This is a genomic window from Azospirillum isscasi, from assembly GCF_030849505.1.
Classification (GTDB): domain Bacteria; phylum Pseudomonadota; class Alphaproteobacteria; order Azospirillales; family Azospirillaceae; genus Azospirillum; species Azospirillum isscasi.
Genome location: NZ_JAUJFI010000118.1, coordinates 1 through 18,065, shown reverse-complemented (window position 1 = coordinate 18,065; position 18,065 = coordinate 1). Strand labels below are relative to the sequence as shown.

At 70.7% G+C, this 18,065-nt stretch carries 20 protein-coding genes; 12 read left to right on the top strand and 8 right to left on the bottom strand.

Going from position 1 to position 18,065, the window contains the following annotated elements; genetic code table 11:
- Positions 1-475: bactofilin family protein (locus QSG27_RS20340; RefSeq protein WP_306709339.1), on the top strand; the 475-nt coding region annotated here is incomplete at its 5' end.
- 195 nt (positions 476-670) lie between these two features.
- Here the strand turns inward: QSG27_RS20340 and nth are convergent.
- Positions 671-1,315, bottom strand: a complete 645-nt coding sequence (gene nth / locus QSG27_RS20335; protein ID WP_306709336.1) for an endonuclease III — start codon at positions 1,313-1,315, stop codon at positions 671-673.
- 99 nt (positions 1,316-1,414) lie between these two features.
- Here nth and QSG27_RS20330 point away from each other — a divergent pair, with 99 nt between their 5' ends.
- Both QSG27_RS20330 and QSG27_RS20325 read left to right on the top strand, forming a co-directional pair.
- Entirely contained in the window at positions 1,415-1,927 is a 513-nt protein-coding gene (locus QSG27_RS20330) for a DUF2244 domain-containing protein (protein WP_306709335.1), read from the top strand.
- Positions 1,928-2,016: 89 nt separating this feature from the next.
- The gene (locus QSG27_RS20325) at positions 2,017-2,898 is read left to right on the top strand and encodes a methylated-DNA--[protein]-cysteine S-methyltransferase (RefSeq protein ID WP_306709333.1); all 882 of its coding nucleotides are present in this window, start codon (positions 2,017-2,019) and stop codon (positions 2,896-2,898) included.
- Positions 2,899-2,902: 4 nt separating this feature from the next.
- On the opposite strand, the gene dapB is transcribed toward QSG27_RS20325, so the two are convergent.
- Positions 2,903-3,700: a 4-hydroxy-tetrahydrodipicolinate reductase gene (dapB, locus tag QSG27_RS20320; RefSeq protein WP_306709331.1), complete on the bottom strand. Its 798-nt coding sequence runs from the start codon at positions 3,698-3,700 to the stop codon at positions 2,903-2,905.
- 71 nt (positions 3,701-3,771) lie between these two features.
- Positions 3,772-4,725: a zinc ABC transporter substrate-binding protein ZnuA gene (gene znuA, locus QSG27_RS20315; protein WP_306709330.1), complete on the bottom strand. Its 954-nt coding sequence runs from the start codon at positions 4,723-4,725 to the stop codon at positions 3,772-3,774.
- 155 nt (positions 4,726-4,880) lie between these two features.
- Between znuA and znuC the strand changes: the two genes are divergently transcribed.
- Positions 4,881-5,627 (top strand): zinc ABC transporter ATP-binding protein ZnuC, encoded by a 747-nt coding sequence (gene znuC / locus QSG27_RS20310; protein WP_306709328.1) that lies wholly within the window; start codon positions 4,881-4,883, stop codon positions 5,625-5,627.
- Positions 5,620-6,408: a zinc ABC transporter permease subunit ZnuB gene (gene znuB, locus QSG27_RS20305; RefSeq protein ID WP_306709327.1), complete on the top strand. Its 789-nt coding sequence runs from the start codon at positions 5,620-5,622 to the stop codon at positions 6,406-6,408. The genes znuC and znuB overlap by 8 nt, the downstream gene beginning before the upstream one ends.
- A 3-nt stretch (positions 6,409-6,411) precedes the next feature.
- Here the strand turns inward: znuB and QSG27_RS20300 are convergent, their stop codons facing one another.
- Positions 6,412-7,296 (bottom strand): LysR family transcriptional regulator ArgP, encoded by an 885-nt coding sequence (locus tag QSG27_RS20300; RefSeq protein ID WP_306709325.1) that lies wholly within the window; start codon positions 7,294-7,296, stop codon positions 6,412-6,414.
- Between the two features lie 80 nt (positions 7,297-7,376).
- Here QSG27_RS20300 and QSG27_RS20295 point away from each other — a divergent pair, with 80 nt between their 5' ends.
- From QSG27_RS20295 to QSG27_RS20265, 7 genes are all read left to right on the top strand, one after another.
- The gene (locus QSG27_RS20295; protein ID WP_306709323.1) at positions 7,377-8,003 is read left to right on the top strand and encodes a LysE/ArgO family amino acid transporter; all 627 of its coding nucleotides are present in this window, start codon (positions 7,377-7,379) and stop codon (positions 8,001-8,003) included.
- Between the two features lie 234 nt (positions 8,004-8,237).
- On the top strand, positions 8,238-9,023 hold the full coding sequence (locus QSG27_RS20290; protein WP_306709321.1) for a (Fe-S)-binding protein: 786 nt from the start codon (positions 8,238-8,240) through the stop codon (positions 9,021-9,023).
- Positions 9,024-9,027: 4 nt separating this feature from the next.
- Positions 9,028-10,479, top strand: coding sequence for a LutB/LldF family L-lactate oxidation iron-sulfur protein (locus QSG27_RS20285; protein ID WP_306709319.1), 1,452 nt, complete (start codon positions 9,028-9,030; stop codon positions 10,477-10,479).
- 2 nt (positions 10,480-10,481) lie between these two features.
- Positions 10,482-11,156, top strand: coding sequence for a LutC/YkgG family protein (locus QSG27_RS20280; protein ID WP_306709317.1), 675 nt, complete (start codon positions 10,482-10,484; stop codon positions 11,154-11,156).
- A gap of 122 nt (positions 11,157-11,278) precedes the next feature.
- The gene (locus QSG27_RS20275) at positions 11,279-11,875 is read left to right on the top strand and encodes a Smr/MutS family protein (RefSeq protein WP_306709315.1); all 597 of its coding nucleotides are present in this window, start codon (positions 11,279-11,281) and stop codon (positions 11,873-11,875) included.
- 12 nt (positions 11,876-11,887) lie between these two features.
- A complete protein-coding gene (locus QSG27_RS20270; protein WP_306709313.1) occupies positions 11,888-12,292 on the top strand; it encodes a helix-turn-helix domain-containing protein in 405 nt (134 codons plus the stop codon).
- A gap of 179 nt (positions 12,293-12,471) precedes the next feature.
- Positions 12,472-14,013, top strand: a complete 1,542-nt coding sequence (locus tag QSG27_RS20265) for a PAS domain S-box protein (RefSeq protein WP_306709311.1) — start codon at positions 12,472-12,474, stop codon at positions 14,011-14,013.
- Here QSG27_RS20265 and QSG27_RS20260 read toward each other — a convergent pair.
- From QSG27_RS20260 to QSG27_RS20245, 4 genes are all read right to left on the bottom strand, one after another.
- Positions 13,973-15,601, bottom strand: a complete 1,629-nt coding sequence (locus QSG27_RS20260; RefSeq protein WP_306709309.1) for an ABC-F family ATP-binding cassette domain-containing protein — start codon at positions 15,599-15,601, stop codon at positions 13,973-13,975. The genes QSG27_RS20265 and QSG27_RS20260 overlap by 41 nt on opposite strands.
- 177 nt (positions 15,602-15,778) lie before the next feature.
- Complete coding sequence (hslU, locus tag QSG27_RS20255; protein ID WP_306709307.1) at positions 15,779-17,119, bottom strand: ATP-dependent protease ATPase subunit HslU; 1,341 nt, start codon at positions 17,117-17,119, stop codon at positions 15,779-15,781.
- 23 nt (positions 17,120-17,142) lie between these two features.
- Positions 17,143-17,691, bottom strand: a complete 549-nt coding sequence (gene hslV / locus QSG27_RS20250; protein WP_306709306.1) for an ATP-dependent protease subunit HslV — start codon at positions 17,689-17,691, stop codon at positions 17,143-17,145.
- 84 nt (positions 17,692-17,775) lie between these two features.
- On the bottom strand, positions 17,776-18,065 hold a 290-nt coding region (locus tag QSG27_RS20245), incomplete at its 5' end, for a hypothetical protein (RefSeq protein ID WP_306709304.1).

Here is an 18,065-nt window from a genome sequence, read left to right as displayed (position 1 = left end):
CCCGGCTGCGGTCCCCGCCGCTGCCCCGGTCGCTCCGGCCCCGGCGCCCGCCGCCCCGCTGGCCAGCGACCAGCGCCGCCTGATCGTCGGGCGCGACATCTCCCTGAACGGCGAGATCGGGTCCTGCGACGTGCTGGTCGTGGAAGGCACGGTTGAGGCCAAGCTGCGCGAGGGCCGTTCCATCGAAATCGCCGAGACCGGCCTGTTCAAGGGCGCGGTCGAGATCGACGAGGCCGACATCGGCGGGCGGTTCGAGGGCGACATCGTCGTGCGCGGCCGTCTGACCGTGCGCTCCACCGGCAGCATCCACGGCTCGATCAAGTACGGCGAACTTGCGGTGGAGGCCGGCGCCCTTCTGAACGGCGAGATCGGCAAGTACACCCCGGCGGCCAAGCCCGCCGCGGCCCCGGTGGAAGCGGCCCCGGCGGCGGCCGTTGCTCCGGCGGCGCTGGACCCCATCGTGGTGGACGGCTGACGGACGGTGGTTTTTAAACGCCGTTAAACGCGCCGATCCCTGTTCCTTCTCCCCAGGGGGGAGAAGGTCAGGATGAGGGGGGTGCCGGAGGCACACCAACGGGGCGAAACAAGCACTTTTCTCCGCCCTGCCGGGCGCACCGCCCCCTCACCCACCCCTCTCCCCAGGGGAGAGGGCTTTTTTACCGGGCCCGGATCACACCGCCGCCGGCAGAACCTTGTCCTTGAAGCCGCACAGGTCGCTGACCGGGCAGACCAGACAGTCGGGCTTGCGGGCCTTGCAGACGTAGCGGCCATGCAGGATCAGCCAGTGGTGGGCGTGCCGGCGGTAGGTCTTGGGGACCACCTTCAGCAGCTTCGCCTCCACCGCGTCGGGCGTCTTGCCGGGGGCGAGGCCGGTGCGGTTGCCGACGCGGAAGATGTGGGTGTCCACCGCGATGGTTTCCTCGCCGAAGGCGACGTTCAGCACCACGTTGGCGGTCTTGCGCCCGACGCCGGGCAGGGTTTCCAGCGCCTCGCGGTCGCGCGGCACCTCGCCGCCATACTGGGCGACCAGGATTTCCGACAGCCTGATGACGTTCTTGGCCTTGGTGTTGAACAGGCCGATGGTCTTGATGCAGCCGCGCAGCCGTTCCTCCCCCAGATCCACCATCTGTTGGGGCGTGGTGACGATCCGGAACAGCGGGCCGGTGGCCTTGTTGACACCCACATCCGTGGCCTGCGCCGACAGCACGACGGCGACCAGCAGGGTGTAGGGGTTGATGTAGTCCAGCTCGCTCTTCGGCTCCGGATTGGCGGCGCTGAGGCGGCGGAAGAATTCCTGAACGGCGGCGGGCTTCATGGCGCACACCATAGCGGGACCTCGACCGTCCATGCAAACACGCCGCGAGGAACTCCGCTGGAACGCACCCCCGAGTCATAGTAGGTTGCGCCTATGACCATGGCCCGTCATACCCTGCCCCCGGCGCCCCGCGTCTTCTTCGACGCGATCCTGCATCCCCACCGCAGCCTGGGGCGGAGCGGATTCCGGGTGTTGATGGGGGTGGTGATCCTCGTCAACCTGCTGATCGCCGTCCTTTTCGCCGCCAACGGGGCCTGGCCGGTGGTGCCCTTCTGCGGGCTGGACGTGGTGATCCTGTGGCTGGCCTTCCGCGTCAACAACCGTTCCGCCCGGCTGTACGAGCGGGTGCGCCTGACCGACGCCGACCTGACCGTCCAGCGCGTCGCCTGGAACAAGCCGGAACGGCGCTGGAGCTTCCAGCCCAACTGGCTGCGCGTCACCATGGACGACCCGCCCCGGCACGAAAGTCAGGTGACCCTCACCTCGCACGGGCAGTCGGTGACCGTCGGCGCCTTCCTGACGCCGGACGAGCGGGCGGACTTCGCCAGGGCGCTGCGGGACGCGCTGGGCGTCTGGCGCCGCGCCCCCTGCCACCCCGAACCGGTTCCCTGACGGCACGGCAGGCGCCGCAAGAATCGGGTTGGTCGGCCCGCTCCGGCGGCGCATCCTGCGCCGGTCATGGAGTCTGGGAGTGAATCGCCATGCCGTGCCTGAATCCCGCCGCCGACCCGCTTGACGCACGGCGCCACCGCGCCATCGCCGCCGCCATCCGCCATCTGGTGGAGAACTGGCAGGACCAGCCGGCGCTGGACGAGCTGGCCGAGGTCGCGGGCATGAGCCCCTTCCATTTCCAACGGCTGTTCACCCAATGGGCGGGGATCAGCCCGAAGCGCTTCCTGCAGTTCCTGACCCTGGACAACGCCAAGCGGCTGCTCGCCGAGAACCACAGCGTGCTCGACGTGGCGCTGGATGTCGGCTTGTCCGGCCCGTCGCGGCTGCACGACCTGTTCGTCGCCTGCGAGGCGATGACGCCGGGCGAGTACAAGACGCTGGGCGGCGGGCTGACCATCCGCTGGGGTCTGCACGCGACACCCTTCGGCCCGTCGCTGGTCGCCACCACCGAACGCGGCGTCTGCTGGCTGAGCTTCGCCGAGGAGGAGGACGGGCACGACGCGCTGGCCGAGATGGCCGCCGCCTGGCCCGCCGCCCGTCTGGTCGAGGACGCCGACGCCACCCGCCCGGCGGCGGCCCGCGCCTTCCGCTGGGACGGGCAGGACCGTGAGCCGCTGCGCCTGCTGATGAAGGGCACCAATTTCCAGATCAAGGTGTGGGAGGCGCTTCTGCGCATCCCCTCGGGCGCCGTCGTCAGCTACGAGGACGTGGCCCGCGCCATCGGCCAGCCGACCGCCATGCGGGCGGTGGGGGCGGCGGTCGGGCGCAACCCGGTCTGCGTGCTGATCCCCTGCCACCGGGTGATCCAGAAGTCGGGGATCATCCACAACTACCGCTACGGCGTCCCGCGCAAGCGCGCCCTGCTCGCCTGGGAACAGGGCAACGCCATGCCGGAGGACGAAGCGGCCTGATGGGTCAGAGGCCCAGCACGTCCTTCATGCTGTAGAGGCCCGGCTGCTTGTCGTTGGCCCAGAGTGCGGCGCGGACGGCGCCCTTGGCGTAGATCTGGCGGCCCGACGCCTTGTGGGTCAGCTCGATCCGCTCCCCGTCCCCGGCGAAGAACACGGTGTGGTCGCCGATCACGTCGCCGCCGCGCAGCGTGGCGAAGCCGATCTCGCCGCGCGGGCGGGCGCCGGTGTGGCCGTCGCGGACCTTCTGCCAAACATCCTCCAGCGCCACCCCGCGCCCCGCCGCCGCCGCATGGCCGAGGCCGAGCGCCGTGCCCGAAGGGGCGTCCACCTTGCGGCGATGGTGCATCTCCAGGATGTCGATGTCGAAGTCGTCGCCCAGCGCGCGGCTCACCTGCTCCACCAGCGCCAGCAACAGGTTGACGCCCAGCGACATGTTCGGCGACTGCACGATGGGGGTGTGGGTGGCGGCCTGGGCGATGGCCTCCTGCTGGGCCGGGCCGATGCCGGTGGTGCCGATGACCAGCACCGTTTCCGACTGGGCGGCCAGCGCCGCGTGGCGGACGGTGGCGTCGGGGCTGGTGAAGTCGATCACCGCATCGGCTTCCGCGAACAGCGCCGCCGCGTCGTCAATGGCGACGACGCCCAGCGGCCCGATCCCGGCGAGGGTGCCGAGGTCCTTGCCGAGCGCGGGGCCGCCCACCCGCTCCGTGCCGCCGGCCAGCGTGCAGCCCGGCGTGGCGGCGATCTCGCGCACCAGCATCTGCCCCATGCGCCCCGCGCACCCGACGACCCCGATCTTCATGCCTGCCTCCCTGGGAGAATTCCGACACGGGTCTAGCACAGGCGCGGGCAAGGCTTAAGAGCCGAGAAGCCTCAGGAACCGAGACAGTCCTTCAGCGACGCGGCGATGCCGCGCATCAGGGCGGGGTAGAGACCGGGGCCGTCCTTCAGCTCCGCCCCTTCGGGATCGAGCACGCCCTTCTTCGCCCGGGTGCCGTCCACGATGGTGTCCACCAGGGCCGGTTCGAATTGCGGTTCGGCGAAGACGCAGGCGGCGCCGAGGCCGGTGATCCTGGCGCGGATCTCCGACAGGCGCTTGGCGGAGGGGCGGCGTTCCGGATTCACGGTGATGGCGCCGACGCCGTTCAGGCCGTAATGCGCCTCGAAATACTGGTAGGCGTCGTGGAAGACGACGAAGGGCTTGCCGGCCACCGGGGCCAGCGCCGCCTTCAGCTCGGCGTCGAGCGCGTCGATGGACCGCGCGGTGCGGCCGGCGTTGACCGTGTAGGCGGCGGCGTTGGCCGGGTCCTTGGCCGACAGGGCCTCGGCGATGGCCGCGACCATGGCGCGGGCGTTGGCCGGATCGAGCCAGACGTGGGTGTTCACCTCCTCATGCCCGTGCCCCTCCCCATGGGCGTGCCCGTGGTCATGCTTGTGCCCGTGGTCGTGGGCCTCCCAGGCGCCGCCTTCGCGGGCGTCGAGCAGGGTGACCCCCGGCGCCTCCAGCAATTCGACGGATGTGGCCTTCTTCGCATTCGCCTTCAGGGGCTTGTCGAGAAAGCTCTCCAGCTCCGGCCCGACCCAGAAGACGAGGTCGGCGGCGGCCAGCGCCTTCGCGTCGGACGGCTTCATCGCGTAGGTGTGGGGGGACGCGGCGCCGCGCACGATCAGCGCCGGTTCCGCCACCCCCTCCATCACCGCGGCGACCAGGGAATGGACCGGCTTGATGGAGGCGACGACCTTCGGCGCATCGGCCAGCGCCGGGGACGCGGCGAGCAGGATCGCGGCAACAACGGAGGGCGGCAGATGGCGCATCACAGGGCGCATGGGTGATTTCCTCATCGACTGGCTGGACAGCCGGGCGTTTCCGGCGCATAGCTGTCTTCGTTCCCAGCAATGTCACGTTATAACATAACATGTCAATCCATCACGCGGCCCACCATGCGGCGCGATCACCGGTCCCTTCCCTGGCCCCTCCCCTGGTGGACGCGCGGGGTCTGACGGTGCGGCTGGGCGGGCGGACGATCCTCGACCGTGTGGACCTGGAGGTGCGGCCCGGCGAGATCGTCACGTTGATCGGCCCCAACGGCGCCGGCAAGACGACGCTGGTGCGCGCCGTGCTGGGCCTCGTCCGCGCCTCGTCCGGGGCGGTGGAGCGGCGCCGGGGCCTGCGCATCGGCTACATGCCGCAGCGCCTGACGGTCGATGCCACCCTGCCCCTGACGGTCCGCCGCTTCCTGTCGCTGTGGCGCCCGGTGACCGACGCCCGCATCGGCGCCGCGCTGGAGGAGGCCGGCGTCTCCCACCTCTCCGGCAGCCCGGTGCAGAGCGTGTCCGGCGGCGAGATGCAGCGGGTTCTGCTGGCCCGCGCCCTGCTGAGCGACCCGGATCTTCTGGTGCTGGACGAGCCGGACCAGGCGGTGGACGTGCATGGGCAGGCGGAGCTGTTCGGGCGCATCGAGACGCTGCGCCGGACCCGCGGCTGCGGGGTGCTTCTGGTCAGCCACGACCTGCACACGGTGATGGCCCGCACCGACCGGGTGCTGTGCCTGAACGGCCATGTCTGCTGCCAGGGCGCGCCGGAGGACGTGCGGCGCCACCCGGAATACCGCGCCCTGTTCGGCGGCCACGCCGACGCGCTGGCCGTCTATGTCCACCACCACGACCACGCGCACGCCACCGACGGCGCCGTGGTGCCCGGCCATGACGGGGACTGCTGCCATGGATGATTTCGTTCTGCGCGCGCTGGCCGCCGGCTGCGGCTTGGCGCTGGTCGCCGGTCCGCTGGGGTCCTTCGTGGTGTGGCGGCGGATGGCCTATTTCGGCGACACGCTGGCCCATTCCGCCCTGCTGGGGGTCGCGCTGGGCTTCCTTCTGGGCGTCAACCCGCTGGTCGGGGTGGTCGGGGTCTGCGTCGCGCTGGCGCTGGCGCTGGTCGGGCTGCAACGGCGCCGCGCGCTGGCCTCGGACACGGTGCTGGGCATCCTGTCGCATTCGTCGCTGTCGCTGGGCCTCGTCGCCATCGCCTTCCTGGAGACGCTGCGCGTCGATCTGGTGGCCTATCTGTTCGGCGACATCCTGAGCGTCACCCCCGCGGATCTGGCCTGGATCTACGGCGGCGGGGCGGCGGCGCTGGGCGGGCTGCTGCTGCTGTGGCGGCGCTTGCTGGCGGTGACGGTGGACGAGGATCTGGCGCGGGTCGAGGGCATGCCGGTGGAGGCGCTGCGGCTGGCCTTCATGCTGCTGATCGCGCTGGTGATCGCCGCGGCGATGAAGATCGTCGGCATCCTGCTGATCACCTCGCTTCTCATCATCCCGGCGGCGGCGGCCCGCCGCTTCTCCCGCACGCCGGAGGCGATGGCCGCGCTGGCCTCGGTCTTCGGGATCGCCGCGGTTCTGGGCGGGCTGTTCTCCTCCCTCTCCTGGGACCTGCCCGGCGGGCCGAGCATCGTGGTCGCCGCCGCGGCGCTGTTCCTGGCGAGCGTCCTGGTGCCGGCGGGGAACCGGTGACCGTCACGCTTGCGTCAAGCGGGCGCGCGCCGTCGTCAACACAGCGCGCGTGACGTCGGCCAGGGTGCGGCTGGCGATGCGGCTGCGCTGCCAGCAGAGCGGCACGTCCAGCGGCCGGTCCGGCACCAGCGCCGCCAGCCGCCCGTCGCGCAGATGCGCGGCGACCAGCGTTTCCGGATTCATCCCCCAGCCGAGCCCGGCCAGCGCCGCGTCCACGAAGGCGTGGGTGGAGGGCATCCAATGGGTCGGCGAGGCGATCTCCGTGCCGAAGGCCAGCCGTGTCCACTGCGTCTGGAGCCGGTCCTTGCTGTTGAAGGTCAGGCGCGGCGCGCGGGCGAGCGACGCCGCGTCCACCCCATCGGGAAAATGCCGGCGGAGAAAGTCCGGACTGGCCGTCGCGACGTAGCGCAGCGCGCCCAAGGGAGTGCTGTCGCAGCCCTGCACCGGCTGGGCGCTGGCCGTCACCGCCGCCAGCACCTCCCCCCGGCGCAGCCAGTCGGCGCTGTGGTCCTGATCGTCCAGAACGAGGTCGAACAGCACGTCCGGCGTTTCGGCCATGGCGGGGACGAACCATGTGGCGAGGCTGTCGGCGTTCACCGCGATCCGCACCGTCACCGCCGGCCCGTCCTGCCGGATGCCCGGAAGCTCGTCCCGCAATTCGCTTTCCAGCAGGGTCACCCGCTCCGCATGCTGGCTCAGCCGCAGGCCCGCGGGCGTGCCGGTGCAGGGCGATCCGCGCACCACCAGGATCGTCCCCATCCGCTCCTCCAGCAGCTTCACCCGCTGGGACACGGCGGAGGGGGTGACGTGAAGCTGCTGCGCCGCCCGTTCGAAGCTGCCGTTGCGGATGACCGCGGCCAGCGCGGCGAGCAGCGCGTAATCCAGCATGGATTAGCGTTCCTTAATCAGGATAAGGGACTTTAGTTATTCTAATTCGGATCGCCATGGTAGCGGAACGGCCTCTTCCAATGGATTTGGCAAAGAACGGGGCCGCCATGCTGTCCGCCTTCCTTCCCGGCCTTCTGCTCGGCCTCAGCCTGATCGTCGCCATCGGTGCGCAGAACGCCTTCGTGCTCCGCCAGGGCTTGCGCGGGGAGCATATCCTGGCCGTCTGCCTGACCTGCGCGCTGTCCGACGCCCTGCTGATCCTGGCCGGGGTCGGCGGCTTCGCACAGGCCGTTCACTGGCTGCCGTGGCTGGAGACGGCGACCCGCTACGCCGGGGCGGCCTTCCTGCTGGTCTATGGGCTGCGCAGCTTCCGGTCGGCCTTCCGGTCGGGCGGCGCGCTGAACCCGGCGGCGGCGGTTCCGGCGGGGCTCGGCGCGACGCTGGCGACCTGTCTGGCGCTGACCTGGCTGAACCCGCACGTCTATCTGGACACGGTGGTGCTGGTCGGGTCGGTGTCCGCGCAGTTCGCGGAGAGCAAGGACGCCTTCGCGCTGGGGGCGATGGCGGCGTCCTTCCTGTTCTTCTTCGCCCTGGGCTACGGCGCGCGCCTTCTGCGGCCCGTCTTCGCGCGGCCCGGCGCGTGGCGGGTGCTGGACACCGGCATCGGCGTCGTCATGTGCACGATCGCCGTGGGGCTGGTGGTTTGACGATGGTTGCCCTGTCGCGTGGGCATCCGTCTCTGGAAAGAGGATGAACCACAGAGACACGGAGACACAGAGAGCCGACCGCGCGCCTCTGTGTCTCCGTGTCTCTGTGGTAAATTACTCGGTGGATTCTGCCGCGGTTAAACGACCAGCGGACCCCCGCCCCGTTGCCAGAGCCGGTACGACCACCTACAGTCGCCACCCACGGGGATAAGCACAGAAGAACAACAGGACATCATGACCGACACGCGCCCCGCCCCCAGAGTGGGGCTGTTCGTCACCTGCCTCGTCGATCTCTACCGCCCGACGGTCGGCTTCGCCGCGGTGAAGCTGCTGGAGGACGCCGGCTGCACGGTCGAGGTGCCCGCCTCCCAGACCTGCTGCGGCCAGCCGGCCTTCAACGCGGGCGACCGGGCGACCGCGCGGGACCTGGCCCGCAGCACCATCGCCGCCTTCGAGGGGTTCGACCATGTGGTCGTCCCCTCCGGCTCCTGCGCCGGGCAGATCCGCAAGCATTATCCGGAGCTTCTGGCCGACGACCCGGCCTGGGCGGCGCGGGCGCGGCACCTGTCGGCGCGCACGCACGAACTGGTGTCCTTCCTGACCGACGTGCTGGGGGTGACGGACACCGGCGCGCAGTACGGCGGCACCGTCACCTACCACGACAGTTGCTCGGGCCTGCGCGAGCTGGGCGTCAAGGAGCAGCCGCGCCGCCTGCTGGCGAAGGTGGAAGGGCTGACCCTGAACGAGCTTCCGGGGGCGGAGGTCTGCTGCGGCTTCGGCGGCACCTTTTGCGTCAAGTACCCGGACATCTCCAACCGCATGGTCGAGGCCAAGACGGCGGACGTCAAGGGCACCGGGGCCGACACGCTGCTGGCCGGCGACATGGGTTGCCTGCTGAACATGGCCGGCAAGCTGAAGCGCGAGGGCTCCGCCGTCCGCGTGCGCCATGTGGCGGAGGTGCTGGCCGGCGTCACCGACACGCCCCCGATTGGCGAGCCGATGAAAAGTGGGAGGGCGTAACCCCATGCAGCCCACCACCCACGCCTTCCCCGAGAACGCCCGCAAGGCGCTGAGCGACGAGCGGCTTCAGAAGGTCCTGGCCATCGCGCCCGCCGGTTTCGTCAACCGCCGCAAGCAGGCCGCCGACCGGCTGCCGGAGTTCGAGGCGCTCCGCGACCAGGGCCGCGACCTGAAGAACCACGTCCTGGCGAACCTCGACACCTATCTGGAAGCCTTCGAGAGCAAGGTGACCGGGCAGGGCGGCCATGTGCACTGGTGCCGCACCGACCAGGAGGCGCGCGACGCCATCCTGGGCATCTGCCGCAAGGTCGATGCGAAGACCGTCACCAAGGGCAAGTCGATGATTTCCGAGGAGATCGGGATCAACGATTACCTTGAGGCCAACGGCCTGACCCCCATCGAGACGGATCTGGGCGAATACATCATCCAGCTCCGCCGCGAGCCGCCCAGCCACATCATCGCGCCCGCCTTCCACCTGTCCAAGAAGGACGTGGAGGGCACCTTCCGCCAGGCCCACACCGACCTGCCGGCGGACCGCGTGCTGGACGAGCCCAAGGTCCTGATCGCTGAGGCGCGGCAGGTGCTGCGCCGCAAGTTCCAGCAGGCGGACGTCGGCATCACCGGGGCCAACATCATGGTGGCGGAGACCGGTTCCACCGTCATCGTGACCAACGAGGGCAACGGCGACCTGACGCAGATCCTGCCCCGCGTCCATGTGGTGATCGCCACCATCGACAAGGTGGTGCCGACGCTGGAGGACGCCGCCCTGGTGCTGCGCCTGCTGGCGCGCTCCGCCACCGGACAGGAGGCGTCGGCCTACACCACCTTCTCCACCGGGCCGCGCCGCCCCGGCGACCTCGACGGGCCGGAGGAGTTCCACGTCGTCCTGCTCGACAACGGACGGTCGGCGCTTCTGGGAACCGAGTTCCAGGAGGTGCTGCGCTGCATCCGCTGCGGCGCCTGCATGAACCACTGCCCGGTCTACGGCTCGGTCGGCGGGCACGCCTACGGCTGGGTCTATCCGGGGCCGATCGGGTCGGTGATGCAGCCGGCCCTGCTGGGGGTGAAGGAGGCCGGGCACCTGCCCAACGCCTCCACCTTCTGCGGGCGGTGCGAGGCGGTCTGCCCCATGCGCATCCCCCTGCCCAAGATGATGCGCCACTGGCGGGAGAAGGAGTTCGAACAGAATCTCCAGCCCGCCGCCATGCGCCGGGGGCTGGCCCTGTGGGGCTGGTTCGCGCGGCGCCCGGCGCTGTACCACGCCGCCGCCCGCATGGCGGTGCGGGCGCTGGGGGCCTTGGGCCGCGGCAAGGGGCGCTTCGCCAGCCTGCCGCTGGCCCAAGGCTGGACGCAACACCGCGACATGCCGGCGCCGGAGGGCAGGACCTTCCAGCAGATGTGGGCCGAGAAACAGACGGTCGAGAAGACGTTGGCCGACAAGAAGGGGAAGCGCTGACCATGGCCGACAGCCAATCCGCCCGCGCCCAGATCCTGGGCGGCATCCGCAAGGCGCTGAACTCCGCCGAGGGGTCGGAGGAGGCCCGCCGGCGCCTCGCCACCCACCCGCGCAACCTGATCCCGGCCCGCGCCCAGCTTCCCCACGACCGGCAGGTGGAGCTGTTCGCCGCCATGGCGGCGGAGGTCTCCGCGACGGTGGAGCTGCTGGGCGGGATGGCGGACGTGCCGGGCGCCGTGGCCGACTATCTGGCCGGGCTGAACCTGCCCGCCGAGGTCCGCGTGGCCCCGGACGCCGCGCTGGACCCCATCCCCTGGGACCGCCGCCCGACCCTGACCGTGACCAGGGGCCGCGCCCGCGACACCGACGGCGCGTCGCTGACCGGCGCCTTCGCCGGGGTGGCGGAAACCGGGACGCTCATGCTCCTTTCGGGGGCGGAACGACCGACCACGCTGAATTTCCTGCCCGACACCCACATCGTCGTGCTGACGCGCGGCCAGATCGTCGGCACCATGGAGGACGCCTGGGACCGGCTGCGCGCCGCCGGGGGAGGCGGTGCCCTGCCCCGCACGGTGAACTTCATCACGGGACCGTCGCGGACCGGCGATATCGAGATGCGGATCGAGCTGGGCGCCCACGGGCCGCGGCGCCTCCACATTCTGCTGGTGGAGGATTGACAAGGCTGAGCGTTCAAGGGTTTATCGGAGAGTTCTCCGTGCCGGAACCCGTGTTCAGCCGTGTTTGATCCGTCCCGATCCCCGACCCGCGCGCCCGGATGGTCCGCGCCGAGGTCCGCAGCATGAGCCGCCGCCGCTCGGTCACCACCGAGGAGCGGCGGCTGTGGCGGATCGCCATGCGCGACGCCGAGCCGATGCCGGGCCGCACCGTCGAGGACCCGGAACCGCCCGCCGTCCCCGCCACGGAGCCGGAACCGGTCGCCACCACCGCCTCCCCTCCCCCCACGGTGCCGCCGCGCGGCGGCGTGCCGAAGGGCGGACGCCCGTCGCAGCCGCCGTTGACCCTGGGCAACGTCGACAACATCGACCGCCGCACCGCCGACCGCTTCACGCGCGGCGAGATGGAGATCGACGGGCGCATCGACCTGCACGGCATGAGCCAGGCGCAGGCCCACGGCGCCCTGTCGGGCTTCGTCCACCGCGCCTGGCACGAGGGACGGCGCTGCGTGCTGGTCATCACCGGCAAGGGCACCTACAGCAAGGGGGGCATGGGCGGGGCCGGCGTGCTGCGCCAATCGGTGCCGCGCTGGCTGGCCGACTCCCCCCTGCGCCCGATGGTGCTGGCCGTCCGTCCGGCGCAGCCCCGCCACGGCGGCGACGGGGCGCTGTACGTCCTCATCAAGCGACGGCGCGATCATCACCAGGGCTGGCATCGGTAGGGCGGAACCGCGATGACACCCTTCGGCGAACGGGTCCGCGCGCTGCGCGAGGGCAAGGGCGTGACGCTCAAGCAGATGGCGACGGACCTCCACATCTCCTCGGCTTATCTGTCGGCGCTGGAGCATGGCAAGCGGGGCCAGCCCTCCCCCCAGCTCGTCCGGCAGATCTGCGCCTATTTCGGCATCATCTGGGACGAGGCGGAGGAGCTGGAACGGCTGGCCGACCTGTCGCACCCGCGGGTGACGGTGGACACCGCCGGCCTCAGCCCCAAGGCCACCGAACTGGCGAACCGTCTGGCGGAGCGCATCCACGGCCTGGACGACGGGACGCTGGAGCGGCTGCTCGTGCTGCTGGACGAGGCGCCGGCCCGCGGCGGTCCGGCGGTGCGGCGGCGGACAGGGCCAAGGCGCCGGTAGAATGGGGAGCGGCAAGAAGCGGGCAGCGCGAGCGGGCGGCCCGATTTGCCTTGTGGGTTAATCAGTCGCACCTTCGAGGATGTCAACCGGACGTTTCGCGTTCGCTTTCGCCCCCTGAAATCCTTTAGATTTCGGGCCGGGTTACCCCAAATTCAGGCTTGACCAGACGGGATTATCGTATGACCGCCGAGGTCGGGTCCGTGACGCCGCGGGACGGTGTCGCGGATGCCCAGTTCCGCATGATCTTCGAAGGCGCGTCGGTCGGCATGGTCCTGGCCGGGACGGACGGGCGCATCCTCGCCGCCAACGCCGCCTTCGCGCGCAATCTGGGATACCGGGCCGCGGACATGGCCGGACGGCATCTGGCCGACATCACCCACCCCGAGGACTGGGCCTGGGAAAGCCTGCGCTTCGGACGGGTCGTGCGGGGCGAGGCGGTGCCGGGCCCCTTCGAGAAGCGGTTTCTGCGCGCCGACGGCGGCGTGATGCGCGCCGCCATGCGCCCGTCCTGCCTGCACGGCCCGGACGGGCGGGTGCAGGCGGTGGCCGCGGCGATCGAGGATGTGACCACCGCCCGCGCCGCCGACGAGGAGCTTCAGCGCAGCGAGGCGCGCAACCGCGCCATCGTGGAACAGGCGGTCGAGACGATCCTGACCGTTGACGCCCGCGGCCTCATCCTGTCCGCCAACCAGGCGGCGGAGCAGCTTCTCGGCTACAGCCCGGACGACCTGACCGGCCGGCACATCACCGTGCTGATGTCTCCGGACGACGCCGCGAAGCACGACGGCCACATGCGCCGCTACGCGGAGACGGGGGTGCGGCAGGTCATCGGCGTCGGGCGGGAGGTGACGGTCCTGCGGCGGGACGGCAGCGCCATGGTGGTCTGGCTGTCCCTGTCGGAGATCGACCTGCCGGGGTTCCACGTCTTCGTCGCGATGCTGCGCGACCTCAGCGCCTTCAAGGCCGCCGAGCAGGCGCTGATCGAGGCCAAGGAGGCGGCGGAGCTGGCCAACCGCGCCAAGACCGCCTTCCTCGCCAACATGAGCCACGAGCTGCGCACGCCGCTGAACGGCATCCTGGGCTTCGCCGACGTGATCCACCAGCAGATGCTGGGGTCGCTGGAAAACCCCATGTACGTCAACTTCGCGGCGGAGATCAAACGGTCGGGCGAGCTGCTGCTGGCCAACATCAACGACCTTCTGGAGATGGCGACCATCGAGGCCGGCCGGGTCGATCTGGACGAGGCGCTCTGCGATTTCCGGGACGTGGTGGTGTCCTGCGTGCGTCTGGTCGCCAAGCGGGCGGAGCGCGGCAAGCTCCATGTGGAGGCGGACATCGCCACCGAGCTGCCGCCCCTTCTGGCCGATCCGCGGGCGCTGAAGCAGGTGCTGCTGCATCTCCTGTCCAACGCCATCAAATTCACCCCCGAAGGCGGGCGCATCGGCGTGTCGGCCCGCGTGGATTCCGCGGGCGCCCTGGTGGCGGAGGTGTTCGACAGCGGCGTCGGCATCCCGGACGACCGTCTGGAAAACGTGTTCCAGCCCTTCGTTCAGGGCGATTCCTCCCTGGCCCGCCGGTTCGAGGGGATCGGGCTGGGCCTGTCCATCGCCAAATCGCTGGTGGAGCGGCACGGCGGCCGGCTGGAAATCCGCTCCCTGGAGGGGGCCGGCACCTCGGTGGTCATCCACCTGCCGAAGGAACGCTTCCTGACGGACTGGTGAGCACCAGCCGGCGCGTGATCCCGATGGCGCCGAGGAAGGCCTCGTCGTGGCTGACCACCAGCAGAGCCCCGTCATAGGCGCGCAACCCGGCTTCCACCGCCTCGATGGAATCGATGTCCAGGTGGTTGGTCGGCTCGTCCAGGATCAAAAGGGGCGGAGGGGCGCCGCCGCCCAGGACGCAGGCAAGCCCGGCGCGCAGCGTCTGCCCGCCGCTGAGGGCCGAGACGCGCTGCAACGCGGCGTCGGCGCGGAACATGAAACGGGCCAGCGAGGCCCGGCAGGCGTTCTCCCCCGCCTGCGGGTTGAGGCGCCGGAAATTGTCCAAGATCGTCGCCGACGGGTCGAGAAGGCTCACCCGCTGGTCGAGCATGGCGGCGCCGGCGATGGTGCGGACCGTCCCGGACCAGGGGGTCCGATGGCCCGCGACGAGGCCCAGCACGGTCGTCTTGCCGGACCCGTTGGGTCCGGTGATGGCGACGCGCTCCGGGCCGGTGACGGTGAAGGACAGGCCGCGGACGACCGGTCTTCCGGCTTCATAGCCCGCGGTGACCTCGTCGAGCGCCAGCACGGTCCTGCCGGGCGGCAGGCCGGTGGAGGGGAGGACGACCGACATCGGCTGAAGGACCTCGATGCGGGCGCGGGCGGCGGCCACGGCGTCGAGCGCGTCGTCCCGCTGCTGGGCGGCCCGGCGGGCGTTCTCGCCGCCGGTGGCCTCGCTGCGCTCCTTCCGTCCGCCGAGGAGGATGCGCGGCAGGTCGCCTTTCGCCGCCTTGCGCTGGCCCGCCCCGTCCTTGCGCGCCTTGCGTTCGGCGGTGGCCTGCGCCGTCCGGGCCGCCTCCGCCACGCGCTTTTCGGCGTCCGCCAGATCGTGGCGGGCGGCGTCGAGAGCCAGCGCCCGGCACGCCCGGTAGTGGCTCCAGTTGCCGCCGTAGGAGGTGGCGCCCAGGGACGTCAGCTCGACGATGGCGTCCATGCGCTCAAGCAGGTCGCGGTCATGGCTGACGACCACCGCCCCACCCCGCCAGGAGGCCAGCAGCCCGACGACCGCCTCCCGCCCCGCGTGGTCGAGATCGTTGGTCGGTTCGTCCAGCAGCAGGACGTCGGGTTCCGCGAAGACCGCCGCCGCCAGGGCCGCGCGGGTGCGCTGGCCGCCCGACAGGCGGATCAGCAGCGTCTCGGGCTCCGCCTCCAGCCCCACCCGGCCAAGCGCGGACCGGATGCGCGCTTCCAGCGTCCAGTCCACCTCGGCCAGCGTGTCGGCATCGGCGTCACCCCGCTCGGCACGGCGCAGCAGGTCCAGCATGGCCGTCGCACCGAACAGCCCGGCGACCGTATCGTCCGGCCTCACCGTCAGGTTTTGGTGCAGGATTCCCAGGCTGCCGCGGACGGACACCGTCCCCGATCGCGGACGCAGCGCGCCGGCCATCAGCTTGAGAAGAGTCGATTTTCCGGTGCCGTTGCGGCCGACGAGCCCGGTCCGTTCGCTGCCGAACCCCAGGCTGATGCCGGATAGGACAGAACGCCCGTCAGGCGTGGACCAGGACAGGTTCGCCAGCGTGATGGCGGGCGGTGCGATGGAAGCGGGCATGGATGCGGATTTCCCCGATGACGAAACGAACAGACGTTGCGGTCGGGTTGAAATCCATCGTTCTGCGCATCCTGCCGTGGTGAAACGCCGGCCAGTCTACGGCCAACCGGCCCGCCGATCAAGGCGGGTGGAGAAACGCGCCGCGGAGCGGACCGCTCCGCGGCGCCGTGAAGCGTTCTACAGGATGAACTTCGACAGGTCGGCGTTCTTGGCGAGGCCGCCCACCTGGGTGCGGACGGTCTCCGCGTCGATGGTGACGGTCTGGCCGGCCTTGTCGCTGGCGGTGAAACTGATGTCCTCCAGCAGCCGTTCCAGCACGGTGTGCAGGCGCCGCGCCCCGATGTTCTCCACCGTCGCGTTGATCTCCGCGGCGAGGCGGGCCAGCTCGCCGATGGCGTCGTCGGTGAAGACGAGATCGACCTCCTCGGTCTTCAGCAGCGCCTTGTACTGCTTGATCAGGCTGGCTTCCGGCTCGGTCAGGATGCGGCGGAAGTCCTCCTGCTCCAGCGCCTTCAGCTCGACGCGGATGGGCAGGCGGCCCTGAAGCTCCGGCAGGAGGTCCGACGGCTTGGACAGGTGGAAGGCGCCCGACGCGATGAACAGGATGTGGTCGGTCTTCACCGCGCCGTGCTTGGTGCTGACGGTCGTGCCCTCGATCAGCGGCAGCAGGTCGCGCTGCACGCCCTCGCGGCTGACGTCGGCGCCGCCCTTGTAGTCGGAGCGGGCGGAGATCTTGTCGATCTCGTCCAGGAAGACGATGCCGTTCTGCTCCACCGCCTGGATCGCTTCCGAAACGACCTTTTCCTGGTCAAGCAGCTTGTCCGACTCTTCCGCCATCAGAACGGTATAGCTCTCGGCGACGGTCATGCGCCGGGACTTGGTGCGTGCGCCCAGCGCCTTGCCGAAGATGTCGTTCAGGTTCAGCATGCCCATCTGGGCACCCGGCATGCCGGGGATGTCGAAGGTCGGCAGGCCGCCGGCCCCGGTGTCGGCCACCTGGATCTCGATCTCGCGGTCGTTCAGCGTGCCCTCGCGCAGCATCTTGCGGAACTTCTGCCGCGTCTCCGGGCTGGCGCTCTCGCCACACAGCGCGTCCACCACGCGCTCCTCCGCGCGCAGTTCGGCCTTGGCGGCGACCTCCTTGCGCAGCCGCTCCTTGGTCAGGCCGATGGCGGCCTCGACCAGATCGCGGACGATCTGCTCCACGTCGCGGCCGACATAGCCGACCTCGGTGAACTTGGTCGCCTCCACCTTCAGGAAGGGCGCCTGGGCCAGCTTCGCCAGACGGCGGGCGATCTCCGTCTTGCCGACGCCGGTCGGGCCGATCATCAGGATGTTCTTCGGCAGAACCTCCTCGCGCAGCCCCTCGGGAAGCTGCTGGCGGCGCCAGCGGTTGCGCAGCGCGATGGCGACCGCGCGCTTGGCCTCGTGCTGGCCGACGATGTAGCGGTCGAGTTCGGAGACGATCTCGCGCGGGCTGAAGGCGGTGGCGGTGGCGGCGATGCTGGGGGCGGACATGGCGTGAGGACCCGGAATGAGGGTTAGAGCTTTTCGAGCGTGACGTTCTCGTTGGTGTAGACGCAGATGCCGGCGGCGATCTTCATCGCCTTGCGGGCCACGGCCTCGGCGTCCAGGCCGTCCACATCGATCAGCGCGCGCGCCGCCGACAGGGCGTAGGCGCCGCCGGACCCGATGCCGATCAGCCCGTCCTCCGGTTCCAGCACGTCGCCGTTGCCGGTCAGGATCAGGCTGACGTTGCGGTCGGCCACGGCCATCATGGCCTCCAGCCGGCGCAGGTAACGGTCGGTGCGCCAGTCCTTGGCCATCTCCACGCAGGCGCGCAGGAGCTGGCCGGGGTGCTTCTCCAGCTTGCTCTCCAGCCGTTCGAACAGGGTCAGGGCGTCGGCGGTGGCGCCGGCGAAGCCGCCCATCACCGAGCCGCCGGCGAGCCAGCGCACCTTGCGGGCGTTCGATTTCATGACCGTCTGGCCGACGGACACCTGGCCGTCGCCGGCAATGACCACCTGCCCGTTCTTGCGGACCGAGAGGATGGTGGTGCCGTGCCACTGGATGGGATCGTGGGAAGTCATCGGGACCGTGGTCTAAGGAAGAGGCGCCCGTGCCCGAACGGCCCGGCGCGGGACCGGCCGACATAGGCACATCGGAACACGGGTCTATGTGGGGGGACGGCGGGTCCCGTCAAGTCTGGCGTCACGGGCCGGCATCCCATGGGACGGAATCGGGCGGGAAACGAGCTGCGTCACCTCCACCCCCATGCGGGCCAGCGCCTCCGTCACCGGGACGAAGGCGGACAGGCCGTGGGACGCGCCCGGACGGGACCCGGCGGGCCGGGCGACGCCCAGCAGGTTGCCCGCCTCGTCCACCAGCGGATCGCCGGGGGCCGGGTCCGGCCCGGTCAGGTCGGCCTGGAGCAGCGTGGCCTCCACGCCCGGAGCGGCGTCCG